Source organism: Paenibacillus sophorae (genome assembly GCF_018966525.1).
Lineage (GTDB): Bacteria > Bacillota > Bacilli > Paenibacillales > Paenibacillaceae > Paenibacillus_AQ > Paenibacillus_AQ sophorae.
Genome location: NZ_CP076607.1, coordinates 2,770,855 through 2,797,214 on the forward strand (window position 1 = coordinate 2,770,855; position 26,360 = coordinate 2,797,214).

22 protein-coding genes are annotated in these 26,360 nt (G+C 51.4%); 18 read left to right on the top strand and 4 right to left on the bottom strand.

Annotation, left to right across the window (positions count from 1 at the left end; translation table 11 throughout):
• Positions 1–96 precede the first annotated feature (96 nt).
• Entirely contained in the window at positions 97–732 is a 636-nt protein-coding gene (locus KP014_RS12995) for a serine/threonine-protein kinase (protein ID WP_036604219.1), read from the top strand.
• Positions 733–971: 239 nt separating this feature from the next.
• Positions 972–1,751, top strand: coding sequence for a TetR/AcrR family transcriptional regulator (locus tag KP014_RS13000; RefSeq protein WP_051500645.1), 780 nt, complete (start codon positions 972–974; stop codon positions 1,749–1,751).
• Positions 1,752–1,866: 115 nt separating this feature from the next.
• Here the strand turns inward: KP014_RS13000 and KP014_RS13005 are convergent, their stop codons facing one another.
• Both KP014_RS13005 and KP014_RS13010 read right to left on the bottom strand, forming a co-directional pair.
• Positions 1,867–2,655 (bottom strand): ABC transporter permease, encoded by a 789-nt coding sequence (locus KP014_RS13005; protein WP_090834580.1) that lies wholly within the window; start codon positions 2,653–2,655, stop codon positions 1,867–1,869.
• Positions 2,652–3,536: a daunorubicin resistance protein DrrA family ABC transporter ATP-binding protein gene (locus KP014_RS13010; RefSeq protein ID WP_036596161.1), complete on the bottom strand. Its 885-nt coding sequence runs from the start codon at positions 3,534–3,536 to the stop codon at positions 2,652–2,654. The genes KP014_RS13005 and KP014_RS13010 overlap by 4 nt, the downstream gene beginning before the upstream one ends.
• 212 nt (positions 3,537–3,748) lie before the next feature.
• Between KP014_RS13010 and KP014_RS13015 the strand changes: the two genes are divergently transcribed.
• From KP014_RS13015 to KP014_RS13040, 6 genes are all read left to right on the top strand, one after another.
• On the top strand, positions 3,749–4,675 hold the full coding sequence (locus KP014_RS13015; RefSeq protein WP_090834581.1) for a 1-phosphofructokinase family hexose kinase: 927 nt from the start codon (positions 3,749–3,751) through the stop codon (positions 4,673–4,675).
• Positions 4,676–5,295: 620 nt separating this feature from the next.
• Positions 5,296–6,150: a carbohydrate ABC transporter permease gene (locus KP014_RS13020; RefSeq protein WP_425517283.1), complete on the top strand. Its 855-nt coding sequence runs from the start codon at positions 5,296–5,298 to the stop codon at positions 6,148–6,150.
• Positions 6,147–6,971 (top strand): carbohydrate ABC transporter permease, encoded by an 825-nt coding sequence (locus tag KP014_RS13025; protein ID WP_036597508.1) that lies wholly within the window; start codon positions 6,147–6,149, stop codon positions 6,969–6,971. The genes KP014_RS13020 and KP014_RS13025 overlap by 4 nt, the downstream gene beginning before the upstream one ends.
• Positions 6,972–7,064: 93 nt before the next feature.
• Positions 7,065–8,480 carry an ABC transporter substrate-binding protein gene (locus tag KP014_RS13030; RefSeq protein ID WP_036597506.1) on the top strand — a complete coding sequence of 472 codons (1,416 nt, stop codon included), beginning with the start codon at positions 7,065–7,067 and terminating at the stop codon, positions 8,478–8,480.
• A gap of 215 nt (positions 8,481–8,695) precedes the next feature.
• The gene (locus KP014_RS13035) at positions 8,696–12,235 is read left to right on the top strand and encodes a response regulator (RefSeq protein ID WP_175491944.1); all 3,540 of its coding nucleotides are present in this window, start codon (positions 8,696–8,698) and stop codon (positions 12,233–12,235) included.
• Positions 12,222–13,322, top strand: coding sequence for a response regulator (locus KP014_RS13040; RefSeq protein ID WP_036597503.1), 1,101 nt, complete (start codon positions 12,222–12,224; stop codon positions 13,320–13,322). Before KP014_RS13035 ends, KP014_RS13040 begins: the two co-directional genes overlap by 14 nt.
• A gap of 161 nt (positions 13,323–13,483) precedes the next feature.
• Here KP014_RS13040 and KP014_RS13045 read toward each other — a convergent pair whose 3' ends face one another.
• Complete coding sequence (locus KP014_RS13045; protein ID WP_246590716.1) at positions 13,484–13,945, bottom strand: hypothetical protein; 462 nt, start codon at positions 13,943–13,945, stop codon at positions 13,484–13,486.
• A 196-nt stretch (positions 13,946–14,141) separates the two neighbouring features.
• Here KP014_RS13045 and KP014_RS13050 point away from each other — a divergent pair, with 196 nt between their 5' ends.
• From KP014_RS13050 to KP014_RS13075, 6 genes are all read left to right on the top strand, one after another.
• Positions 14,142–14,882 carry an NADPH-dependent oxidoreductase gene (locus tag KP014_RS13050; protein ID WP_246590754.1) on the top strand — a complete coding sequence of 247 codons (741 nt, stop codon included), beginning with the start codon at positions 14,142–14,144 and terminating at the stop codon, positions 14,880–14,882.
• 31 nt (positions 14,883–14,913) lie between these two features.
• On the top strand, positions 14,914–15,816 hold the full coding sequence (locus KP014_RS13055; RefSeq protein WP_036597501.1) for a LysR family transcriptional regulator: 903 nt from the start codon (positions 14,914–14,916) through the stop codon (positions 15,814–15,816).
• A gap of 313 nt (positions 15,817–16,129) precedes the next feature.
• On the top strand, positions 16,130–17,146 hold the full coding sequence (locus KP014_RS13060) for a glycosyltransferase family 2 protein (RefSeq protein WP_036597499.1): 1,017 nt from the start codon (positions 16,130–16,132) through the stop codon (positions 17,144–17,146).
• Between the two features lie 55 nt (positions 17,147–17,201).
• Positions 17,202–18,473, top strand: a complete 1,272-nt coding sequence (locus KP014_RS13065) for a glycosyltransferase family 4 protein (protein WP_036597498.1) — start codon at positions 17,202–17,204, stop codon at positions 18,471–18,473.
• Between the two features lie 37 nt (positions 18,474–18,510).
• On the top strand, positions 18,511–19,566 hold the full coding sequence (locus tag KP014_RS13070; protein WP_051500250.1) for a glycosyltransferase family 2 protein: 1,056 nt from the start codon (positions 18,511–18,513) through the stop codon (positions 19,564–19,566).
• A 91-nt stretch (positions 19,567–19,657) separates the two neighbouring features.
• Positions 19,658–21,199, top strand: a complete 1,542-nt coding sequence (locus tag KP014_RS13075) for a lipopolysaccharide biosynthesis protein (protein ID WP_036597497.1) — start codon at positions 19,658–19,660, stop codon at positions 21,197–21,199.
• A 158-nt stretch (positions 21,200–21,357) separates the two neighbouring features.
• On the opposite strand, the gene KP014_RS13080 is transcribed toward KP014_RS13075, so the two are convergent.
• The gene (locus KP014_RS13080) at positions 21,358–22,080 is read right to left on the bottom strand and encodes an RNA polymerase sigma factor (protein ID WP_051500249.1); all 723 of its coding nucleotides are present in this window, start codon (positions 22,078–22,080) and stop codon (positions 21,358–21,360) included.
• 211 nt (positions 22,081–22,291) lie between these two features.
• Between KP014_RS13080 and clpP the strand changes: the two genes are divergently transcribed.
• The 4 genes from clpP to nspC all read left to right on the top strand — a co-directional run bounded on the left by clpP (position 22,292) and on the right by nspC (position 26,319).
• The gene (gene clpP / locus KP014_RS13085; RefSeq protein WP_036597495.1) at positions 22,292–22,873 is read left to right on the top strand and encodes an ATP-dependent Clp endopeptidase proteolytic subunit ClpP; all 582 of its coding nucleotides are present in this window, start codon (positions 22,292–22,294) and stop codon (positions 22,871–22,873) included.
• 20 nt (positions 22,874–22,893) lie between these two features.
• Positions 22,894–23,100, top strand: a complete 207-nt coding sequence (locus KP014_RS13090; protein ID WP_036597494.1) for a hypothetical protein — start codon at positions 22,894–22,896, stop codon at positions 23,098–23,100.
• Between the two features lie 870 nt (positions 23,101–23,970).
• A complete protein-coding gene (locus KP014_RS13095) occupies positions 23,971–25,170 on the top strand; it encodes a saccharopine dehydrogenase family protein (RefSeq protein ID WP_036597493.1) in 1,200 nt (399 codons plus the stop codon).
• 9 nt (positions 25,171–25,179) lie between these two features.
• The gene (nspC, locus tag KP014_RS13100; RefSeq protein ID WP_036597492.1) at positions 25,180–26,319 is read left to right on the top strand and encodes a carboxynorspermidine decarboxylase; all 1,140 of its coding nucleotides are present in this window, start codon (positions 25,180–25,182) and stop codon (positions 26,317–26,319) included.
• Positions 26,320–26,360: the final 41 nt, after the last annotated feature.

Genomic DNA, 26,360 nt, shown 5'->3' on the forward strand with positions numbered 1-26,360 from the left:
TTTTCATGAAATGCCTTAAACTGGAGTCATAAATACAATACTTGTCAGAGTAATTACCGGAATGTAAGCTGCCGGAGGAAGCCGCAGGGAGGAAGTATGGAGAAGCTGCTGGAAATGATCACGGAGGAGCTGCTGACGCATTTGGTCTTGGAGAGCGTCAATTCGGAGGACCCGATCGAGGTTCGGAATGTCCCCAAGCCATGGATGCTGCTGGGATCGGGAAATTACGCGGCGGTGCTCTGTCATCCCCAATACGATAAATATGCGGTGAAGATTTATGCGCCCGGAAGACCGGGGCTCACGGAAGAAGTGGAGGTTTACCGCCGTCTTGGCGCTCATCCCGCCTATTCGGAGCTTTATCATGCCGGTCCTGATTTTTTGGTAATCAAGCGGCTTAGAGGAGTTACGTTCTACGACTGCATGAAGCGGGGCATTCCCATCACCGATCAGGCCATTCGCGATATTGACGAGGCCTTGAAATATGCGATTTCACGGGGACTCCATCCCCACGACGTTCACGCTAAAAATGTAATGGTAGAGGATGGACGCGGCCTCATTGTGGACGTCTCGGATTTTCTTAAGCAGGAAGACTGCACGATGTGGGACGACTTTAAGAAAGCTTATACCCGCCTGTACAGGCCGATATCTTCCCTTTGGCTGTTTCCGGTGCCCCGCTCTGTTCTGGAAGCGGTAAGGAAAGGTTACCGGCTGTGGAGGCGCAGAAAGAGCTGAGGCCGGTTATGATCATTTCTGAGACAGGACTGGACAAGCTGTTTGGGGGGAAGTGCCATCGGCAAAGGCAAATATCTGACATGCCCGCCTCTGTAATCGAAGGTGCTAGCCGTTCCGTTTCCGGAGCCCTCAATCATAGCCGATGATCGGGCAGCTTCCGGTTCATTTTATAACCAAGGCTGTCCTGTGATATACTGTTTATGTGGTAAACTGTTTATGGCGTAGGAGGCTTAATTAGCATGAGTAAAAACGATAAGATCAGTGAACAAGCGGGTAATCTGTCGGTTGGAGCGGCGTTGAGCTGGGGCCTGGTTGAACCGCCCAAACGCGGACCGAAGCGGGAGCTCAGCATTCCCCTGATTGTCGAAACCGCGGTCTCCATTGCGGATAAAGAGGGGCTGTCCGCCGTTTCCATGAATAGGGTAGCTTCAGCGCTGGGGTTTACCGCAATGTCTTTATACCGATATATTCCCAGCAAAGGAGATCTTCTGCTGCTCATGCAGGAAGCGGTCTGCGACATCCCTATTCCTCCTGAGAAAAAAGAGGAAGATTGGCGTGGAAGCATGCGGGAATTTGTGAGTGCCACTATACAAGTATTCCGGGACCATCCGTGGTTTGGCGACGTCCCAATCAGCGGGATTCCTGTTACGCCGAATAATCTGCGGGTAGTCGATTGGGCACTGCGGCCGATGCGGGAATTTCCGCTGAACGATTATGAAAAGATGTCCATCGTTCTCCTGCTCAGCAGCTATGCGCGGTCCTGCGGGCTTATCCAGCGGGATATGGACCAGGCCATTCAGGCTGGCGCCCGTCCCGATGAATTCAGCGGGCTGGATTACACCGCAACGCTAAAAGGTCTGATTAAGCCAGAACAGTATCCGAATCTGTATCCTGTAGTCATGTCCGGCGCTTACACCGGAGAGAATGAAGAGGAGAATACCGTGGGCAACGATTTTGATTTCGGACTGGAGCGAATCCTTGACGGCATCGCTTATTATCTTGATTTAAGGCGGAAGTAAGCGGCAAATACTTTAATATACAAAAAGCACAGCGGCTCGAAGGATTTCGAGATGCTGTGCTTTTATTGATTTAATGGCCGTATTTCCGGTTACGGCGATATTTCCGGCTATATCATCAGCGGCGGCCGGCTTTACGCCGAAACGTCCACATGCTCCACAGCATCGAGACAAGAAGGATAAGCATACACCATAGGGCAGCTTTCCATATCTGATCGTGAGCCGGAGCTCCGGTCAGAAGTCCGCGAATCGCTTCGATAACCGGAGTGATCGGCTGATTCTCCGCGACTCCCTGCAGCCATGTGGGCATCGTGTCGGTCGGCACGAAGGCGCTGGAGAGATAGGGGAGAAAGAGCAGCGCGAATCCGTATCCGCTGGCGGCCGCCGGACTCCCGGCAACCAGGCCGATGGCCGCGTAGAGCCAGGTGAAGGCAAGGATGAACAAGGCGATCAGACTTGCCGCCGCGATCCACTCCAGGCCTGCAGCCGTAGGACGGAATCCGACAAGCAGCGCTACCCCGATTACAACACCGGTCGCAATCAGATTGCGGACGAGGCTTGCAGCGACATGTCCGGTGATGACGCCAAGACTCTTGATCGGCATCGTTCGGAACCGGTCGATAATCCCGTTCGTCATATCTTCCGCAACGTCTACGGCGGTGCTGGATGATCCGAAGCCGGCGCAAAGGAGTATAATGCCCGGAACGACATAATTAACATAATTCCCGCCCGGATCGATAGCGCCGCCAAAGACGTAGGTAAACAGCAGCATCAGCATAATCGGGAGCACAACTGCCATGGTTAACGCTTCGATATTGCGCAGACTGTGGCGGATGCTGCGACCGATAAAGACGGCATTGGTTACGCCGAGGGAAGCGGTCTTGACTGGGGATTGAGGAGTCGTCATGCCGGTGCCACCTCCGTTCCTCCGGTCATTGCCAGAAACACATCATCCATGTTCGGTCTGTTGATGCTGACCCTCGTCTCGCCCGGCAAGGTTGAAGACAATTCATGGAGCGTTCGGCTGATATCCAGAATGCTGCCGTCGGTCGGAACCTTGCGAATGATTTCATTGTCGGCATTTCGCAGTTCGATTACCTCGCCGCCGACGCGCGACTTTAATTCCCCAGCGCTACCCGTCGCAACGATGCGTCCGCCCGAAATGACGGCGATCGTATCGGCGAGCTGATCCGCTTCTTCCAGATACTGAGTGGTGAGGAAAATAGTGATGCCCTGCTCCTTCAACTGAAGAATGATATCCCATAAGGCGCGCCGGCTGCGTGTATCCAGACCTGTGGTCGGCTCATCCAGGAACATCACCGGCCGGCTGACGGCCAGACTGATGGCCAAATCCAGGCGCCGGCGCATGCCTCCCGAATAGGTTTTTACACGTTTGCGGGCAGCTTCCATAAGCTCGAAATGCTTCAGCAGTTCGGCGGTACGGATACGGGAATCCGCAGCCGATAGTCCGGAAAGTCTGCAAATCATCCGCAGATTTTCTTCTCCGGTCAACACATCATCTACGGCTGCGAACTGCCCGGTAAGGGTGATGGAACGCTTTACTTCATTTCTTTCGGCGGCGACGTCGAATCCTGCAACCCGCGCTGTTCCCTCATCGGGGGCGACAAGCGTGGACAGGATATGGATGAGCGTTGTTTTACCGGCGCCGTTCGGACCGAGCAGCGCAAATACGGTGCCTGCATGCACCGAGAGGTTGATACCGTGAAGCACTGTGTGGTCCCCGAATGTTTTGCGCAGATTCTGAATCTCAATAGCCAAAGGTTTCATGGACGCATCTCCTTACTGTTTATACTATAAACTGATTTTATAATAAACAGTATATTATATACACAGTTAATTGGCAATACTGTGTGGACGATTTATGTCTGGACGATTTATATGAAGAGGGGCCGGCGCAGCTTATCCATGTATAAAAAGGGTAAATGTGAAGTATACCGTTAGAATGAATATGACGAGGTTCCAAAAAAGGAGATGCTGAAATGATTGTTACTTTGACGGTTAACCCGAGCGTAGACGCCAGCACCGGAATCCATCAGGTCGTTCCCGACCATAAACTCCGCTGCCGTGAAGCGACGTATAAACCCGGAGGCGGCGGAGTTAACGTCTCCAGAGCAATCCACAGATTGGGCGGAGAGGCTCTGGCTCTGTATACGTCGGGAGGACTGCACGGACAGCTTATTCATCAAATGCTAGAACAAGAAGGCGTCGGCCATCAGTCGATTCCGATTCAAGGACAAACGAGGGAGAATTTAATTGTTCTGGAAGAGTCGACCGGGCAGCAGTTTCGGTTCGATATGCCGGGTCCGACATTCAATGAGGAAGACCGGCAGCGGTGTCTCGATCAATTAAATAAGTTAGCGGCCAAACCGGATTATCTTGTCCTGAGCGGCAGTCTGCCCCCCGGATGTCCGGCAGATTTCTATGCCCGGATCATCAAGTCCGTTAAGGATTGGAATTGCCGGGTAATCGTAGATACATCTGGAGAAGCTCTTCAACTGGCAGCCGATGCGGGCGTGTATCTACTAAAGCCCAATGCGCGCGAGCTTGAAGAATTGACCGGAATGACGTTAACAAGTGACGAGGAATTGAAGGCGGCGGCGACGAGGCTCATCGCGGAAGGCCGGACCGAAGCGGTCATCGTCTCGCTGGGAGCAAAAGGGGCTTTTATGATTTCCAAAGAAGGAACCGAGCATATTTCCGCTCCCAAGGTTCCCGTTGCCAGCGTTGTGGGCGCGGGCGACAGTCTTGTAGCCGGAGTCGTCTACCGGTTGGAGCAGGGAGGATCTTTGGCGGAAGCCGTCCGCTTCGGAATCGCCGCCGGAGCGGCTGCCGTCATGAATCCCGAGAGGGAGCTGTGCAAACGGGAGGATACCGAAAGGCTGTTTAAGAGTATGACGCAGGATTAGCAGCTCCCTTTCAGGCGAATGGGAGCCGAGAGTGATGAATGGGCTGCACCATCATCCCAAGCAGGAGCGCGCATGAACGGGAAAACTTCCCTTTTATTTTTGGAAAAAAGGGCATCGCAGACAATAAGCGGGAAAAGCTCCGGCTTATGTCTGCGATTTTTTAGTTTTCGGCAAAAATGCCTGATTTAAGAGGAGGAATTCCCTTCTAAGCTTGGCATAGGCCCTTTTTGATAAAATAAGATGGAGGAATTCCGTTTCATTGAAGGTCGAGCCGGGTGAGTCGTGTACCCGCTGCACGACCTTTTTAATATGAGAAAAAATAAAAACGTAGCTTTCCCCCAGTATTGAGAAGCCACTTACGGGACAGCTTCTTCATGTTTTCATTCCGTTAACTCTTTTTTGAAAGTTTTACCTAATCCTGTGTTTTCTAGGGTTTTCGTTTTACATCTACGCCTTACACTGGCAGAGGGTTGTATAAGAGATGACTTTTAACATTCAAGGAGGCATTCGCCATGAGCGAGCTTGATAATCGTTGGAGTCTTCCTGCCGGAGCAAGCAGAGCTTCAGCGCGAAGAGGCCTGCGTACAGTTTCGTTAAAGAAGCTGAAAGTACGGGAAAATATGCTTGCGTATGCTTTTCTCGCACCTTCTCTGCTGCTGTTCGGAGTATTCATGTTCTATCCTCTGCTGCGGTCGGTTTACCTCAGTCTGTACAGCACGGACCCGGCTGGAAGAGTGGCCTCATTTGTGGGACCCGAGAATTTTACGGGATTGTTTACCTCCGGGCTGTTCTTGGATGGCATTCGAGTCACTGCGCTGTTCGCACTCCTTACGGTTCCGGCAGGGATGCTGATCGCTCTCGTGCTTGCGGCTCTTACTCATAATCTTCTGAGGGGCCAACGGCTGTTTCAATTCGCATTTTCGCTTCCGATGGTGCTTTCCGTCGGTTCCGCGGCCGTCATCTGGAAGTTTCTGTTTCATCCGTCGCTTGGCATGCTGAACTACGGTCTGGAGCTGGCCGGTTTTGCACCGGTTCCTTGGCTGACCAGCCCGAAGTGGGCGCTGCTCTCCGTCTCGCTCATGACCGTCTGGATGAATCTTGGCTTCAATTACATTGTTATCTCAAGCGGAATGCAGGGCATTCCGGATGACATGTATGAGAGCGCCAAGATCGATGGTGCGGGTCCGGTGGCGATGTTCCGCAAGATTACGATTCCGCTTCTGTCTCCGACTCTGTTCTTCGTTCTGGTCGTATCAATCATAAGCGCCTTTCAATCATTCGGACAGATTAATATTTTGACTCAGGGCGGTCCGATGGACAGTACCAACGTCTTTGTCTATTCCATCTACCGGGAGGCCTTCGTTAATTTCCGGTTCGGAACCGGCAGCGCGCAGGCGCTGTTACTGTTTCTTGTCATCATGCTCCTTACCTTGATTCAATTCAAATGGGTGGAAAGGAAGGTGCACTATCAATGAAAAAGCATATTGCTGGACAAGCCGCGGTCTATCTCATCCTTATCGTGGCTGCCATATTCGCGCTGTATCCGGTTGTGTACAGCTTCTTTCTGTCCGTGATGAAGCCGGAGGAAGCGAGTGCTTTTCCGCCGTCAATCATTCCGCATTCGTTCAATCCGGCAAATTTCATCGACGTATTCGGAATCGTGCCGATAGCGGCCTTCATCGGAAATACGTTTCTCGTATCGGGCATCGTTATGGTCGGCCAGCTCATTACAGCAAGCCTTGCGGCTTACGCATTTGCCAAAATGGACTTCAAAGGCAAGGGCTTCATTTTCAGCCTGTTTGTCGCTTCGATGATGGTTCCCTGGGAAGTGACAATGATCCCGAATTATTTGACGGTCCGCAGCCTGAACTGGCTCGATACCTATCAGGGCCTGACGGTTCCTTTTCTGGCGACGGCGTTCGGCACCTTCCTGCTGCGCCAGTTCTTCCTCCAACTGCCGAAGGAGCTGTTCGAAGCGGCGAGGATGGATGGCTGCGGGCATATCCGCTATTTTCTGCTGCATGTGCTGCCGCTGTCCCGGCCTGCAATCGGGACCTTGGCCGTCTATTCCTTTTTAAATACGTATAACTCCTATCTGTGGCCGCTGCTGATTACGAACAGTGAAATGATGCGGACGGTGCAGATCGGCATTTCCATGCTGGAATTTCAAGAATCGACGTCGTGGAATCTGGTGTTTGCCGGAATTACGCTCGTTATTTTGCCTTCACTGCTGCTACTTGTATTCGGGCTGAAGCAGCTGGTGCGGGGCATGGCGGCGGGAGCGCTGAAGGGCTAGAAGTCACGGGCCAATGGAAGAAATCAGCTGCTTGATGCAGATGATCAATAGATTCACAAAGAGGGATAACCGAAAAAAGGAGAGGTTAAGACAATGAAAAGGTTTGGCTTTGGAAGATTTCGTTTCAGACGCGGCATGATTCTGGTGCTCGCCATGTTTATGGCGGTTTTGGCAGGCTGCGGAGGGAACTCAGGCGCTGACGCGAATACTCAAGCAACCAATACGTCGTCTAACAACGTAACAAGCAGCGATCAGGGTGCGGCTAGCACCGCAGCGGAACCGGTGAAAATCACCTGGTGGCACTCCATGTCCGGCACTGGCGAGAAAGCAATCAACAAGATTGTTACCGACTTTAACGCAAGCCATCCTGACATTCAGGTTGAAGCGGTCTATCAGGGCAAATATGACGAGAGCTTGAACAAGCTGAAGGCTTCGCTCGGATCTGACAGCGGCCCGGATCTGATACAGGTGTATGAGATCGGCAGCAAATTTATGATCGACTCCAAGATGATTACTCCGGTACAGAAGTTTATCGATGAGGATAGCTTTGACTTGTCTTCTCTGGAACCGAATATCACCCGGTACTATACGATTGGCGGCCAACTGAACGCGATGCCGTTCAACACGTCCAATCCAATCCTGTACTATAACAAAGATGCCTTTAAAGCGGCCGGACTCGATCCCGAGAATCCGCCCAAGACCTTTGAGGAATATGAGACGGCTGCCAAAGCGCTCAGCAAGAACGGCAAGCCGGGGGCCGCGATCGCGATTTACGGATGGTTCATGGAGCAGCTGTTCGCCAATCAGAATGCCGAGTATGTGAACGGAGGCAATGGCCGCGACCAGGCTGCAACGGAATCGCTGCTTGCTTCGGAAGCTGGTGTGAAGACGCTGGAGTGGTGGAAAAAAATGGTGGATGAAAAAGCCGTTGCCAACCTTGGACGTGATACGGACGACACGGACAGCGCATTTGCCGCCGGACAAGTAGCGATGACCCTGGATTCGACGGCCTCCTTGCGGAAGATAGTGGATGCTGTAGGAGGCAAGTTCGAGGTGGGAACCGGCTTTCTGCCGAAACCGGCTGATGCCAAAGAAGGAGGCGTTGTTGTCGGCGGAGCCAGCCTGTACATTATGAACAACAAGCCGGAAGCAGAGCAGAAAGCCGCTTGGGAATTCATCAAGTATGTGGCTTCCCCGGAAGTGCAGGCGGAATGGAGCGTGAGCACCGGCTACTTCCCGATCACGAAGGCCGCCTATGATCAGCAGGTCTTGAAAGACAACATGGCTAAATATCCGCAGTTCCAGACAGCTGTTGATCAGCTTCATGCTTCAAGCGCCTCGAACGCTACATCGGGAGCGGTTATGGGTGTCTTCCCGGAAGCACGCCAGATCGTGGAAGGTGCAATCGAGGAGGCGCTGAACGGAAAGAAGGAGCCTAAGAAGGCGCTTGAGGATGCTGCCGCGCAGATAACCGACAAGCTGAAGCAGTATAATGCCACGGTGAAATAATATTGGGTTCGTAAGATTTGGCCGCCAGGCTGCCTGATAAGGCGCTGGGTGGCCATTTGTTATTTTTTATACGGAAATCGGAGACTTGTATCAATATTTCTATGTAAGCGCATCCACCAAGCGGTTGATCTAATTTTTTTGTTGAATAATGTCGAAGAAAGAATAGAGAGAGTTTGCCTCAAACCACGAAGACTCCGAGGGGAGGTATGCCGTTCTTGGCTTCCATACATAGCATTGTTTACGTAGCGATTGTCATTATGGCTTATTTTATTGTGCGCCTGTACGTAAAACAGATCAGAGACGCCAAAAAGCTGCTGGAGACCGAAAAGAAGTACAATGAAAAATTGCGCCTGTATCTGAATGTCATCGAGCAATCGCCGCTTTCCATCGTTATTACCGATACGCACAGCCAGATAGAATACATCAATCCTTATTTCACGGAGGTAACCGGGTACAGCATGGAAGAGGCGGTCGGCCAAACGCCGGGTATTCTTAAGTCGGAAGAAACGACGCCGGAAACCTATCTGGAGATGTGGAGGACAATCAGCAAGGGCGACAAGTGGCAGGGGGAATTTATCAACAAGAAAAAGAACGGAGAGAAGTACACGGAAGCCGTTATCATCTCTTCAATCAAGGACGATAACCAGAAGATCACTCACTATGTAGGCATCAAAGAGAATGTCTCCGAGTATAAACGCATAAAAAAAGAGCTTTTGGACCAGCTTTACTTTACGTCGCAGCTTATCGACACTTTGCCCCATCCGTTATTTTATTTGGATGTAGAGGGTTATTTCCTTGGCTGCAATGCGGCCTACGAGCAGGCGTTCAACGTGAAGCGGCTGGAATTAACCGGTCTGCATGCGAGGGACTTGGCGCATTTGCCCCGGGAAAGCTACGAAGAGCTGGACGATATGAGAAAAGAAGTGACCCGAAACGGCCAACCCGCTCAAAGACAGCTTAGAAGGCCTTTTGCCGACGGCAAAGAGCATGACATTCTTTATTCTCTGTCTGCTTATCATTTGTCCGATGGGACCGAGGGTGGGTATTTAGGCATCATGATGGATATCACCGATCTGAAGATCAAGGAAAAGGAGCTTCTGGAGAGCCGGAATTTTCTGGATGTCATCATTAATCATATCCCTGTGATGGTCTATGTTAAAGATGCGGCAGACTTGAAGATCTACAAAGCGAATAAGGCTTGTGCGGATTTCCTGGAACGTTCCCCCGAGGATATGACGGGAATGACCGATTATGATCTGTTCCCGCCGGAGGTAGCCAGGAAGCTGAACGCTACGGACCGAAAAGTTTTGGAGCATGGACAGACCGTAAGCGAGATCGAAATTTTGCCGGGTGACAGCGAGCAGGGCACACTCCGTTATGTCCATGCTTCGAAGCTGCCGATTATGGATGCCGATGGCAACGTCCTCTTCCTTCTGGGCGTTTCCGAGGACATTACCGAGCTCAAGCAAAAAGAAAGTGAGCTTACTCAAGCTCTGTACATGGCTGAGGAGGCGACAGCCGCCAAATCCGAGTTTCTGGCCAATATGAGCCATGAAATTAGAACCCCGATGAACGCCATTATCGGACTGGCCCATCTGGCGCTCAAGACCGAACTCAGTCCGAAGCAGAGAGACTATCTGTCCAAAATACACAATGCCGGAACATCTTTGCTTGGCATTGTTAACGAGATTCTTGATTTTTCCAAGGTAGAATCCGGCAAGCTTGAACTGGAGGTTACGGAGTTCGAACTCCCGGAAGTCATCACGGATGCCGTTTCCCTGTCGAGCCAGTCCGCATATGACAAAGGCCTGGAGCTGATGTATTACACACCGGCGGATGTTCCGGTGAATTTGATCGGCGATCCGCTTCGCCTTCAGCAGGTATTGACCAATCTGGTAAGCAATGCTGTGAAATTTACAGAAAAGGGCGAGGTTGTTGTCCGGGTCGAGCAGGTCCACCGTGTACATAACAGGGTTAAGCTGAAATTCAGCGTGCGGGATACGGGGATCGGGCTCAGTAAAGAAGCGGAAGCAAGACTCTTTCAGGCGTTCACGCAGGCGGACAGCTCCACCACACGCAAATTCGGCGGAACCGGTCTCGGACTGGCTATCAGCCGCAAGCTGGTCGAGATGATGGGAGGAAACCTGTGGGCGGAGAGCAAGGCGGGCGAGGGGAGTACCTTTTCGTTTACGGCATGGTTCGGCGTTAGTAAGACAAACAGCTCCCCAGCCCGAGAGATACCCAAGGAGATGAGATCGCTTCGGATGCTTGTCGTTGACGACAATCAGGCTGCAAGGGAGCTTCTGGTCAAAAATCTGCAGGATTTCAATTGCAGCGCATCCGCCGTATCGTCCGGAGAAGAAGCGATTCTTGCTCTGGAAGCAGCGGATGAGAATGAACCTTATGATCTTGTATTTTTGGATTGGGAAATTGAGGGCGAATACGGTCTTGAAACCGCCAGGAGGATTAAGAAACACGCAACGCTTAAAGCTATTCCAGCGGTTATTCTCGTTACGGCTTTTGGGAAGGACGTTTATTTAAAACAGGCCGATGCCGCGGATTTGGACGATGTACTGGTCAAGCCCGTTAATCAATCCCTGCTTTACGACACGATCATCAACCTGTTCGTTCCGCATAACGGGGAGCTGCCTTTGCCTTCAAGTGTGAATGAGAAGGATTATAAGCTTGCGGGTCTAAGGGTTCTGCTGGTCGAGGACAATGAAATCAATCAGCAAATCGCCGTTGAACTGCTGAAAAGCCAGGGAGTTGAGACGGAGATCGCTTCAAACGGAGCGGAGGCTGTCCGGATGATCGGGGAGCTGCCGAAGCCATATTTCCAACTGGTGCTGATGGATATGCAAATGCCGGTAATGGACGGATTTGAGGCTGCGCGAAGAATTCGGGAGAAGGGTTCGGAGCTGCCGATCATCGCCATGACAGCCCGCACGATGCCGGAAGAAAGGGAGAAGTGCCTGGCGGCCGGCATGAACGATCATGTATCAAAGCCGATCGACCCCGATATTCTGTTCAGCATCATAGACAAATGGATTCCGGACGATGTGAAAGGCAAGCTCTCGCAGACGATTCACGGGGATGCCTGGCATGAGAAAAACATCGCGGCGCCGTCTTTTCCGCAGATTAATGGAATCGATACGATTAACAGTTTCAAGCGTACCGGAAACAACGAGATTTTATATATACGTCTGCTGCGGAAATATGCGGACAACCATGACAATACCGTAAGGCAGATACAGGAGGCCGCAGATCGTCGGGATTTCGCCGAAGCGCATAGACTTGTCCATAACTTAAAAGGCGTATCCGGCAATATCGGCGCGTTGGAGGTACAGACCTTGTCGGGCGAAATCAGCGCATTACTGTCTGCAGGGCCGGCCGGGGAGGAGATTATGCCGCTTATTGAAAGACTTGAGACTGCCGTCCTCGGCATATCGGAAGAAATCCGTTCCGCATTAGGAGGAATTCCAAGCTCAAGTGCCGAAGCAGAAGGAAATATGCCTCCTCGCCGGCCGATGAAGCAGGAGATTGGCCGGCTGCTGGGTCTGCTGAAGGATAGCGACAGTGAAGCGGTAGACTATTTCAATGCGGTGAAGAATCAATTAAAGGCATGGATGGAGCCGGAAGATTGGCGCGAAACGGAACAATCGATCGTGATATTCGATTTTGAAGACGCGATTGACCGGATTGAAAGGGTGGCAAGGAACAGCAATCAGTACATAGAGGGTGATGAGAATGCTTGACCTGAGACCCGTTGTATTAGTAGTGGATGATACACCTGATAACATTGCTTTACTTAGCGGCCTCCTGAAAGAAAGTTATAGAGTAAAAATCGCCACGAACGGCGAAAAGGCGCTCGCGGTAGCCAAGTCCGCACCGCCCGATTTAATTCTGCTGGATATCATGATGCCGGTCATGGACGGATATGAAACGTGCCGGCGGCTGAAAATGGATAAGGAACTCGAGGATATTCCGGTCATCTTTCTGACTGCCAAAGAAGAAGCGGAGGATGAGAACAAAGGGTTCGAGCTGGGGGCGGTTGACTATATTACCAAACCGATTAGCGCGCCAGTTCTGCTGTCGCGGGTGAAGACGCATTTGATTCTCAAGCAGTCCAACCATTTCCTCAAAGACAAGAACCATTTTCTTGAAAAGGAGATATCGAGGCGGATCAAGGAAATTTCTCTCGTTCAGGAGGTGACCATCATGTCGATGGCCGCCCTTGCCGAGATGAGGGATGTCGACACTGGAAACCATATCCAGCGGACGAAGCTGTATATTGAAGAACTGGCCACACACCTCGCCCGGACGCCCAAATACAGCGGGATTTTAAACCGGGAGACGGTTGACCTGATCGTTACCTCGGCTCCGCTTCATGACATCGGGAAGGTGGGAATACCGGATCACATTCTGCTGAAGCCGGGGAGTCTGACCCGGGAAGAGTTCGAAATCATGAAGACTCACACAACTTTGGGTAAAGAAGCGATTCTGCGGGCGGAGCAGCTGATGAACAAGAAAGAGACTTTTTTCCGGTACGCGAAGGAAATCGTGTATTCTCATCATGAAAAATGGGATGGTACAGGCTATCCCGAAGGACTTGCGGGGGAGCGGATTCCGCTCTCGGCAAGGCTGATGGCTGTCGCCGACGTATATGACGCGCTTACGAGCAAAAGGGTGTACAAGGAGGCCATGTCCCATGAACAGGCGGTGGAAATTATCGCGGGGAATGCGGGCAAGCATTTCGATCCGGATATCGTTCGGATATTTCTTAGCTGCCAGCGTAAATTCAGGGAGATTTCCGGCCTGTACCAAAACCAGGAAGTGCATTGAAGCAAAGAGGAGAGTGACGTACGGAAGTTCCGGTGGGGCTGTTTCATAAGTAGATTCTTCTACGAATGAAATAGCCCTTCTCATTTTTAGAGCCGTAAAAAGACAGCAAAGCAGCAATTCTCCGGTTATTGGAGAATATCGCCATACCGGTCAACGAATGCTCAGGCGATAGCGGTGCGAAGCTTGCGGCGATAAGCGTAAAGCGACTCGTCGATAATAGTCCGCATAAATTCCGGATCGATATCTGGAAGCAGGGACTCGGCATACCGCCAGGCGTTCTCTTCAATCTGCAAAGCGATTTCCGCATGCTCTCTATGGCTGATTTCTTCATCCAGCCGGTTCGAGAGACTTACGAGCTCCCGGTCTTCCGCGTGGCCAAGTTCATGGGCGCATACGACGGCGACGTACTCCCTTAGTCTATTTAGCGAACCAAAGAGCTCGAGGCACTGCTCTTTCAATTGCTCTTTATATAAGTATACTTTAGCCGTGGCCATATGGTATCTGCCGCCGACAAGCCGTGATCCCGGAAAGCGGGCTTCGATGATGATTTCGGTGCTGCCGCCCGAACGAATCAGCAGTTCTTCGGCTGCACGGTTGAACAGTTCGTCTTCCAATTCGTCCACCCCGCTTTCTTTAGAGGATGACAACGCATCTGCGCTTCGATAATTATTTAAAATTAAAATACCATTTTCTGAAACATTATGAAAGTGAAGAAAAACGTAACATTTGGTTCGCTAACTTTGTGGGGCTATTTTATGCGGATATCCGTTATAATATGGCTTAGCCAGTAACCATAAGGAGGAAATTCATTTGAACGAAGTGCTTTCAACGTTGGCCAACCACCGCTCCTACCGGGAGTATTCGCAGCGGGATGTGGAGCAGGAAGTATTGGAGAAGATAATCGGGGCAGCGCAGGCGGCTCCCTCATGGATCAACGGGCAGCATGTGACGATCATTTCCGTACGGGACGAGGAGCGAAGACGGCAGCTGTCCGTTCTCAGCGGGAACCAGAAGCATGTGGCCGGGGCTCCGGTGTTTCTTGTGTTCTGCATGGACTTTTACCGCGCCAAGCTGGCCGGTGAGATCGAGAATATTTCATTTGAAGCGGAACGCGATGTGGATGTTCTGCTGACCGGTGCGACCGATGTGGGAATTGCAATGGAAGCCGCGATTGTCGCGGCGGAATCTCTCGGCCTTGGCATCATTCCGATCGGCGGAGTCCGGCGGAATACGCAGGGTGTTATCGATCTTCTTAAGCTGCCGAAATATGTATTCCCCATAGTCGGGCTCTGTGTAGGCTATCCCGAAGCGGAGGTGCCGAAGCAGCCTCGGCTTCCTCTCCATGCGGTATGGCATGAAGAGAGCTATAACTCGGATCTGGCCGGTTATCTGAGGGAGATTAACGAAGCCCAGCGCCAAACGCTGAAAGCCCAAGGCTTGGAGGAAAAAGACTGGACCGGACGGGTTGCGGCCTTCTTCGCCGCCAATCCGGAATACAGCGATGCGAAGCGAACGCTGAAAGAGCAGGGCTTTACCTGCGACAACCTCAAAGATGAGTAAAGCCTAAGCCAACAAGAAAGGAACGCGCCCATTGACTTTACAACAACTGAAATATGTGATCGAGGTAGCGGGCCGCGGTTCGATGAACGAGGCGGCGAAGCGGCTGTTCATTTCCCAGCCCAGCCTGTCCAATACGATCAGGGATCTGGAAGATGAGATCGGAATCACGATCTTTGAGCGGACCAACAAAGGCATCTCCCTCTCGAAAGAAGGCGCGGAATTTTTAAGCTATGCCCGTCAGGTGGTCGAGCAGGCCGAGCTGCTGGAGAACCGGTATCTTGGCGCAAAGCCGTCGCCGCAGCATTTTTCCGTGTCGACCCAGCATTACGCATTCGCGGTGAATGCCTTTGTGAACCTGGTGCGCGAGCACGGGCAGGACGAATACGAGCTCGCGCTCCGCGAGACAAAGACCTACGAAATTATCCAGGATGTCAAAAGCCTTCGCAGCGAGATCGGCATTCTGTATCTGAACGAATTCAACGCCAAAGTGATGGGCAGGCTGCTGAAAGACGCGGGACTAGCGTTTAACAGTCTGTTCACGGCGAAACCGCATATTTTTATCAGCATCCACAACCCGCTCGCCAAGCAGTCAATCGTAACCATAGACCAGCTGCATGAATATCCCTATCTGTCCTTTGAACAGGGGGAGTATAACTCCTTTCACTTCTCTGAGGAAATATTAAGCACTCTCTCGCATCCCAAAAGCATACGGGTCAACGACAGGGCGACGCTGTTCAATCTCCTCATCGGGCTGAACGGATATACGATTTCTACCGGCGTGCTGAGCGCGGACCTGAACGGCAATGAAATTATTCCGGTTCCGCTGGACTGCGGCGAGAGCATCAACGTCGGCTGGATCTGCCATAAGGACGCCGTACTCTCCAAGCTGGCTCTTGCTTATGTGGAGGAGCTGAAAAGGGCAACAACGGAGTAATAATTAAGGAGGAATTCCGCCGAATAGGCCGGGTTCCTCCTTTTTATAATAGAAATGAAAATTTTGGGCAATTTCTTATCTTATTCCAAAAGCCCGTCCGCTGGTAGGATAGCCAAGGCATCATTCGGTTCGGGGTCCCCCTCTTGAAGCGTACACCCGTCTACTACGTTAGAGCCATTTTTTCGGTGTTTTCTGAAAGTGCATTGACCTTTTTCCAAGCGATAAATATATTTGGTTTAAGTGAATCGCAATCCGCCGAACGTGAGCTTTGCGCTAGATTTATTATTTTTAATGAAAAGGGGTGCCTGCTTCGATGAAACCGGAAATCAGCATCATAGTGCCTGTGTATAAGGTGGAGAACTATATCCATAAATGTGTGGATTCGATTCTGGCACAGAGCTTCGAGAACTTTGAACTGATTCTAGTCGATGACGGCTCTCCCGACAACTGTCCCGCCATTTGCGACGGCTATGCGGCCATGGATACAAGGGTCAAGGTCATTCACAAACCGAACGGCGGATTGTCCGACGCCAGAAACTGGGGGATCAACGCCGCAGAGGGCAAATATATCGGTTTTGTCGATTCGGATGACTGGATTGCCAAAGACATGTACGAATCGCTGTACAACGCCTTGATCGAACATGAAGCGGATATCGCCGTATGCTGCCATTACGAGGTGGTTGACGGCGAACTGTTCCAAATTAACAACTTTGACGGCTCCCCCCGAGTGCTGGGGAACGTGGAAGGACTAAGCGAACTGCTGATGGATGTCCGGATCAAGAATCTGGCCTGGGACAAGCTTTACAAAAGAGAACTGTTCCGCAGCGTCAACTATCCCGTTGGGGTTTATTATGAGGATACTCCGACCACCTATAAATTGTTCATGCAGGCTTCAAAGGTCGCTATCGTCAACATTCCCAAATATTATTACTTCAAAAGAAAAGAGAGCATCACGGGAAGCAAAGATCTAAAAAAGCTCCAGGATAAATTCTCCGGCGCATATGAGAAATATGAAAAGGTCAGAAGCCAGTACCATGACAAAATCGACAAGCATACCTGGGGCTGGGCCGCAAATGTCGTAATTAATGAAGCGATGGAGCTCTACAATTATCTGCTTAGAGAGAAAAACGGACTAGATAATAGCCAAGATGTCGATAAGGTAAAAAAGTTCCTGCGGGAGAATCTCTCCGTAATCATGGGCGCAAAGCCGGTCGGACCCAAACTGAAGATGGCCGCCCTGATCTTGTCGACCAGCGAAGCGTTTTACAGCCTGCTGTACAGCACCCTGATCTTTCCATTCCGTAAAGAAAAGAATCAGAGCCTGATGTAGCTTTACCCATACCGCGGTTCGGTTACGTATTCTTATCTCCGGGGAGGAACCTGTGATGCATATCGGAATTTTCATGCATACCAACTGCTTCGAGGATTTTTTCGTGAAGGGACTCGGCATTAGCGAACGGGAGTATGTCGAATCCTATCATAATGATTTTTCGTTTGATTATGCCCGTCTGCTGCGTGAACACGGTATTGAAACCACCATCTACAATTTCACGAAAATCGGCAGCAAAGCCCGCACCTACCGTCATAAAGTAGTCGATTGTACGGTGAAATTCATACCGGTCAGCACTCCGTACCGTCTGTATGACCGGATTCCGTTCTCGCAGCGGACTCCAGTCCTCAAATTTGTCTCCCAGTACGTCTCCACGATTCAGCCCGGCCTTGCCCAAATGCTGCAAGACGACGGCATTGATGTCATCTACGCGCAGGAATATGCGTCTGGACGGTTTGAACGGCTGGCCAGCATCGCCAAATCCGTGGGCATCCCCATTATTGCCGCATATCACGGCGGAAGCATACCGGGGTTCCTGATGCCGATTAAGAAACGGACCTTGCAGCAGGCCGCCTATCTGACGACGCTTAACGAGGATGAGCATCGCAGCATGCTGTCGTCTTTGCCCGGGATGAAAGACCGTATCCGCATCATTCCGAATTTCGTAAACCGCTCTATCTTCCACCGGGAGGACCGGGAGGAAGCGCGCCGGGCTTTGGGCCTTGACGGTAACTCGCGGTACATCATTACGGTCGGACGGCTGGACGAGCACCAAAAAGCGCATTCTTTGCTCGTCGAGGCTGTCAAGACGCTGGGGGATTTTCCGGAACTGAAGGTGCTGATCGCCGGAAGCGGACCGGATGAGCAGGAATTGCGGAAACGGATATCGAGTGCCGGTCTTGAGGATAAAATCATCCTGCTTGGGTCGGTGCGCGACAAAAACGAATTAAGGCACTATTATAACGCCTGCGAGCTGTTTGTGCTTCCTTCGCGCTACGAAGGGTTGCCCCTCGTCCTTCTGGAAGCGGGAGCTTGCGGTTTGCCTGCCGTGGCCTTCAATGTTATGGGCGTTAGAGGACTGATCCGGGACGGGGAGAACGGGCTTCTTGCGGAGAATCTCGACCCGCTCCAGCTGGCCGGCGCGCTGCGCAAGCTGCTGTCGGATCCGGAAATCCGCTCGGAAATGGGTGACCGGGCTCTGGACATTGTCAAGAGCCAATACTCCGAGGAGATTATCGGCGCCAAGCTGAATGCGTTGTTCATGGACAGTGTGGGCGGCGATAGCGGCGTAAAGTTCAAACCGACCGTTCTGGCCGGAAATAAATAAGCGGATATCGGATAACCGTCAAGAGGAGGAGAGCTTAATGAAGCTGAGCGTAATCATTCCGGCGTACAATGTCGAGGCGTATATCGGCTATACGCTTGAGTCGCTGGCAGGACAGACGAACAAGGAATTTGAGACGATTGTCGTTGATGACGGCTCCACTGACGGAACGGGACAGGTGGTCCAGGACTTTATCGACCAGGGAAAGCTGGCCAACTGCCGGCTGATCCGCACGAAGAATGGCGGTGTCAGCGCCGCCCGAAACCGGGGCGTAGAGGAAGCGTTTGGAGATTACATTATGTTCCTGGACGGCGACGATCATGTGGCCCCGGCACTGGTAGAGTCTTTTGTCAAGGCCGCGGAAGACGGAGCTCCGGACGTTATATGCTGGAAATGGCTGCTGGTCGACGAGAACGGGAAGCAGATCTTTGATTTTTACCGGGATATTCAAGGTCTTCCGGAGAAAATGACGGGCGCGGATGCGCTGCGGCGGATATTGGTAGAGAAGAATATGCGGATTTGGACGGCAAGCGCCGCTTACAGCAGAGTGATGCTGGAAGATGGCGGCGTTACTTACGCAACGGGTTGTATTAACGGGGAGGACCAGGAATATACGTTCAAAGCTTTGGCGCTGGCGGGCGACGTAGTCTTTATTGACGAAGTGCTCTCTTTCTATCTCCAGCGGAGCACGTCGATCTCAAGCGTCTATAATGTCAAAAAATTTGATTATGCGGATGCCTTCAAGCGGGCGGGGGAGTATATGAGAGGGCGTCCGGAGCTGAAGGATGTTCATGATACTTTGCTCTCCCGCCATATGCTAGAGAACTATTTTTATAATCTGAAGACCTGTCTTGGAAGCTCCGGCAATGTCTCGATCCGTGCGCTGCTGCGGGATATCGACAAGCATTATCCCCATTTGAACGAAGAGATGCGTCTTGTCATGAAGCGCCAAATGAAAGAGCACGGCAGAGTGAATGTGCAAATCCGTTCGTTTCTGATCGCCCCGGAGCTGTATCTGCTGCTGCTCGGATGCCGTCAGGCGGCTATACGGCTAAAGGCGGGCCTTCGCTCCAAATTCCGCCATGCGGCGGCATAACGCAAAGCTGCGGGCAGCCATTTATTCATAAGCGTGATGGTATGATCCGGTTAACGCGGCAGTTTAATAATCGGTCAAAAGGAGGAATGGTATGATAGCCAAACGCAGCATTCTTAATGTTTCCATCGGTTTACTCAGCCAATTGGTTACAATCGCGCTCAGTTTTTTTATTCCCAGGCTGATTATGCTGAATTACGGTTCGGAAGCCAATGGACTCGTCGCCTCCATTACACAGATCATCGCCTATCTGTCTCTGCTGGAAGCCGGAGTAGGCGCTGCCTCGATCCAAGCCCTGTACCGTCCGATCGGCCAAAACGACCGTTCCAAGATCAATGACATTTTGGCTGCAACCTCCATTTATTACAAGAAGACAGGTCTTTATTATTTTGCCGCCGTTGTATTGATTGCATTTGTTTATCCATTTGTGATTGAATCCGGGTTTGACGCGCTTACGGTAATGGCTGTGGTGGCGCTCAGTGGACTGGGCGGTGCGGTCAACTATTATTTTCAAGGAAAGTTCAGAGTGCTGCTGATTGCCGAAGGGAAGAGTTATATCGAATCCTCGGTTGGCATGATTGCCAATATCGTCAACAGTCTGGTGCGTATCCTGCTGCTGCTGCAAGGCTTTGATATCATCGCGGTGCAAGCGGTTTATTTTATCGTCATACTGCTGCAAATTATCGTATACCGGGTCTATGTGCGCAAGCATTACAGTTGGATCGATCTGAACCGGAAGCCCGATTATGCGTCGATCAGCCAGAAGAACTCGGCACTCATTCATGAGCTGTCCTACCTGATTTTCAAAAATACGGACATTCTGGTGCTGACGGTCTTCACCAATTTAAAAGTCGTCAGTATCTACGTCATGTACAATATGGTATTCAACATCGTGGACAATCTGGTGCTTATGGTCAGCGGCAGCCTCAAATTCGCGCTCGGCCAAAACTATTTCGACAACCGGGAGAAGTTCATGAAGCTGTACAATATGTACGAAACGTATTATATGGGTTTTATTTTCGCAGTCATCAATATGGTATATATTCTGATACTGCCTTTTATGGGGCTATACACGGCCGGGGTTAAGGATACGAATTATATCGACTACCTGCTTCCTGTGCTGTTCGTCGCGGCTAAACTGCTGATCAATGCCCGGGCGCCGGTGGATAATGTAATCGAAATTGCCGGTCATTTCCGCAGCACCCAGGGAAGATCGATTCTGGAGTCGGTGATCAATCTCGTCTGTTCCATCGGCTTTGTCTTGATGTTCGGCATCTACGGTGTATTGATGGGCACGATTGTGGCGCTTCTCTACCGGTCGCTGGATATGATTATATATGCGAACCGGAGGCTTCTGGAGCGCAGTCCCTGGATCACGCTGCGAAAGTGGGGGGCGAATATTGCGCTGTTCTTCTTTATTGGTCTGATTATCGAGAGAGTCAATCTTCCTATACACTCTTTCTTTTCCCTGATAATATGGGGACTTGTGCTGTCAGCACTGATCTTCCCCCTATACTTTACGGTCAACTCCCTGTTTGTAAGAGACGGGTTTGCGGTTCTGCCCGGACTTGCCAGGAAATTTACTTCACGGTTTAAGCTGGGGAAGAAGCCGGCTGCGCAGGGAGGTTCACAGTAAGGCGTGGGAAATGAACGGATCAAGCTGACGGGGAAGCAGCAGGCGTTCGGGCCGGGGGAATTGCAGGTGGCGAATTCAGACGCTATTAGTAGAACAGGAAAAAGCGCCAGGCCTTGCGGCTGTGGCGCTTCTTCTTGTTGGTTCAGCAGTACAGGTCGCTATGCCGCCATACGCATGTCGAGATTTCGCGGAGCTGCATTCACGCTGTAAGGTTGGACGCTCTGCATCCGGAGGCTGATTGCGATAACCGTGTCTGGCTTCGCATCGCCTTGCTGTGTAATTTCAATAAGCTCCTCGATTTGACCCTGCTTATATGCATCCGCCATCCGCTCCAAGAAGGCGCGGAAGCTCTGTTCCTCTGGAAGCGTCGGACCGTCCGCCGACAATTCCTTTCTAACGGCGGGAATGGCCAGCCGCGCCCGGTACAGCGCCGCTTTGACGGCGCCTTCGGTGGTGTCCAGCAGCTCCGCCGTTTCCGCCGCGCTGTAGTCCAGCACATCTCTCATAAGGAATACCGCCCTCTGCAGGGGAGACAGATGCTTTATCATCGCCTGAAAGGCCATTTCGGCCTCAAACTCCCCATTCTCCTGCTCTATATATTTCGCTTCGTTAGATTGCTGCAATATCCGCTGAAGTACGGCTTTTCTCCGCCCGGCGTCGATCCATGCATTTTTGGCGACTCGCAGCAGGAACGCTTCCGGATTACTGTGCCCGGCTCGCAAAGGTTCCAATGCTTTCAGCCATGTATCCTGCGCCAGATCTTCGGCATCCCAGCTTGATCCGGTTAATGACAGGCAATACCGCTTCAGGGCAGCCTGCAGGTGAACAATACTATCCTGATCCGGAAGGGTTCCGGTATTTGTGTTTTTTGACGCAGCCATAGGACCGCCTCCTTAAAGTTAAGTCAGTCACTCTTTCTTCTAAGTGTAAACGAATAACAGAGCTTAAACGATACGCGGCGGAAAAATATTTTTTTGCCCGAAGCAATGAGCGTGTGTACGGGATGTTTTCCGGCTGCCAGCGTATCTTTTCGGAGCCTCCAACCGTTTGCGGGTTAGATAAGACAAAAATAAACGGTGGAGGTAACGGAAAATGAGCTATATTCCTTATGTGCTGGAGCAGACGAGCCGGGGGGAACGGACGTACGATATTTATTCTAGACTGCTGAAAGACCGGATTGTATTCGTAGGTGCGGCAATCGACGACCAGTTGGCCAATAGTGTCATCGCCCAATTGCTGTTCCTGGCGGCGGAGGACCCTGAGAAGGATATCTATATGTATATCAACAGTCCGGGAGGCTCCACTTCCGCAGGCTTTGGGATTTATGATACGATGCAATTGATCAAGCCGCAGGTGAATACGATCTGTACGGGCTTCGCGGCTTCGTTCGCCGCTTTTCTGCTGCTGTCGGGAACCAAGGGGAAGCGCTGCTCGCTGCCAAACGGTGAAATCATGATCCACCAGCCGCACGGCGGCGCTCAGGGGCAGGCCAGCGACATTGCCATTACGGCTAAGCGGATTTTGCAGACAAGGGAGAAGCTCGTCCGCATCACCTCGGAGCGCACCGGACAGCCGGAAGCCAAGGTGGAGAAGGATATGGACCGGGATTACTTCATGTCCGCAGAAGAAGCGCTGGAGTACGGCATTATCGACACAATCATTACCCATTTGTGAGGGCAAGGGAGGAGTACAACATGTTATCTGCGTTGCAGGGCGAAAAAGTAACGATCTATTTTCTGGACGGTTCTTGTCTGAGCGACGGCGTATTGGAGAAGGCTGATGAAAAATTCATCAAGTATAAAACCGAATATCAGATACATTATGTTCCGGTATCATCCGTTCGGTCGGTGGCCTTGGATACGAAGGAGCGCCAGCGTCCGCGGATGGGATTCGGGCAGTAAGGCTAGGCTTCGTTCCATAAATCATGTCAAAAAGGCCCCTGCCTCTTGGCCAGCCAAGGGAAGGGGCCATCTCCGATCAACGAAGGCGGTAAATCCTCTGCAAGTAACGGCTGCAGCCGGAACGACGCGCGAACCTCGCGTACGATCCGAACTTCAATGAGGCGCGGGCGGGCAGAATGAGGGGCAAAAACCTGAAATGGTACATCTTTTTGTCCACTTGAGGAAGTCACGGGGGAACACGCCTGCAATCGTGCTTTTTTTGGGCCTGTCCCACTGCGAATTCAGTCCGCATAACCTGAAATTCCTGTGCAATCGCAGGATTTTCCTTCTAACCGACGCTCTCGATGGAAAAAAACTGCATTTTAGCGTTTACTGGCAAGGGCGAACGGTCCCCATCCCGGCGCACATGGCCAAATGCGTAAGGCTGAACATGGAAATGTATTTCCCGTGCAGAATTTCGTATGGACAATCCGTAAGCGTTTCCCCTGGCTGCATATGCACGCGCTGTGATCTTGAATTCCACTGTGATACAATAGTTAAATTGCCTCGTTTGCATGGCGGTCCGGTCAATGGGCCGTTTATTTCTGTGTAAAAAGGGTATAGCTAAACTGTAAGCATCTTCCGATTTTATCGTTTTAAAGCGGTGAAAAACGGAGGATTTTTATGCATTTTTGAGGATTTTCAAGCATTATGATTGTTTGTGTAAATTCTTCACGGTATTCGTCGATTTTTATTGATTATTTGTGGTAGGTTATGTATAATCAGCGTTGTTGATTTTTCATAAGGATACGCATACGCTTCCGAAGCGAGTTTTGCTGGAGTTTATCAAGGGAGCTATTTCATCACAAAACTTTAAGGAGGTCATTCATTTTGGGAAAAGCGTTAATTATCGGCGCTGGCGGCGTCGCAAGCGTTGTTGTTCATAAATGCTGCCAGAACCCGGATGTTTTTGAAGAGATCTGTATTGCGAGCAGAACAGTCGAGAAATGTGAAGCTTTGAAAAATAAATTGGACGGAGGCCGCACGAAAATTCAGACGGCCCAGGTTGACGCAGACAATACCGACGAGGTTATCCAGCTCATCAAAAGCTTTGGTCCGGACGTCGTTATTAACGTCGCGCTTCCTTATCAGGATCTGACCATTATGGATGCCTGCCTTGCAACGGGCGTGCATTATCTGGATACCGCGAACTACGAGCCACCGGAAACGGCGAAATTCGAATACAGCTGGCAGTGGGCGTACAAGAAGAAGTTCGAAGAAGCCGGCATCATGGCTGTGCTGGGCTGCGGCTTTGACCCGGGCGTAACCGGCGTATTCTCGGCCTATGCGCTTAAGCACTATTTTGACGAAATTCATACGATCGATATTGTCGACGCCAACGCGGGCGATCACGGCTATCCTTTTGCCACCAACTTCAACCCGGAGATCAATATCCGCGAAATCACCGCCAATGGACGCTACTACGAAAACGGCGAATGGATCGAAACACCGCCTCTTTCCGAGAAGAAGGTATACGACCTGCCGGAAATCGGACCGAAGGATATTTACCTGCTGTATCATGAAGAGCTGGAATCCCTGGCCAAAAATATTACGGGAATCAAGAAAATCCGCTTCTGGATGACCTTCTCCCAAAACTACCTGACGCACCTGAAAGTGCTGGAAAATGTCGGCATGACATCCATCGAGCCAATCATGTTCGAAGGCAAAGAGATCATTCCGCTCCAGTTCCTGAAGGCGGTTCTGCCGGACCCGGCTTCGCTCGGACCGAGAACAAAAGGCAAGACGAACATCGGTATCATCGCTCAAGGCACCAAAGACGGCCAGCCGAAGAATTACTATGTGTACAATGTGTGCGACCATCAGGAATGTTACCGTGAAGTCGGCTCCCAGGCCATTTCCTACACGACAGGCGTACCGGCCATGATCGGCGCTATGCTGATGATCAAGGGAACCTGGATGAAACCGGGCGTTTACAATGTGGAAGAACTGGACCCAGACCCGTTCATGGAACTGCTGAACACTAAAGGACTGCCGTGGCAGGAAGATTTCTCGCCGACGCTGCTGGATTAGGGAGAACCGATGAAAGAGATCGATTACAGCGCGGTTCCCTCACCAAGTTATGTTGTAGACGAAAGGCTTCTTGTCAAAAATCTTGAGCTGCTGAACTCCGTTCAGGAGCGCACGGGTGCGCATATTCTGCTGGCCCAAAAAGGCTTCTCCATGCACGCTCTCTACCCGCTTGTAGGGAAATATTTGAAAGGCGTCACTTCCAGCTCCTTGTTCGAAGCCCGTCTGGGCTATGAGAAAATGGGCAAAGAGGTCCATGCCTACGCTCCGGCATATGTGGACTCGGAATTTGACGAACTGATGAAGTACAGCGATCATCTTGTTTTTAATTCCTTCGACCAGTGGAGACGGTACAAGGATAAGGTGCAAAGCGCTCCGAAGCACATCAGCTGCGGCATCCGCGTGAATCCCGAGTATTCCGAAATCGAGATTCCGCTGTATGATCCTTGTTACAACAACTCCAGACTGGGCGTAACGCTGGACAACTTCCGTGCTGACGGGCTGGACGGCATCGAGGGCCTGCATTTTCATACAATGTGCGAGCAGAACTCGGATACGCTGGAGCGTACAATCAAGGTCGTGGATGAGAAATTCGGACCTTACCTGAAAAATATGAAGTGGCTCAACTTCGGCGGCGGGCATCATATTACACGCCCGGATTACGATGTGGAGATGCTTATCCGCTGCATTCTGTATATGAAGGACAAATATAACGTCCAGATCTACCTGGAGCCGGGCGAAGCCATCGCCCTCAATACCGGCTATCTGGTGGCGACGGTGCTGGACGTGGTCAAGAACGGCATGGAAATCGCCATTCTCGATACCTCGGCGGAATGCCATATGCCCGATGTGCTGGCCATGCCTTACCGGCCGAACATTATTGGTGCGGCGCAGCCGAACGAGTATGAGCATACGTACCGCCTAGGCGGACTGACCTGCCTCGCAGGCGACATTATCGGCGACTACTCGTTCAAGCAGCCGCTGAAGGCGGGAGACCGTCTCGTATTCCTCGATATGGCGCATTACACGATGGTCAAGAACCATATGTTCAATGGCGTTAACCTGCCTTCCATCGTGTCCTACAATGAAGAAGAAGGTATTAAGGTGATTCGGACCTTCGGCTACGAGGATTACAGCGGCCGGTTGTCGTAAATCATAGGTGAATTAAATATCGTTAGTACGGAAGAAGGCAG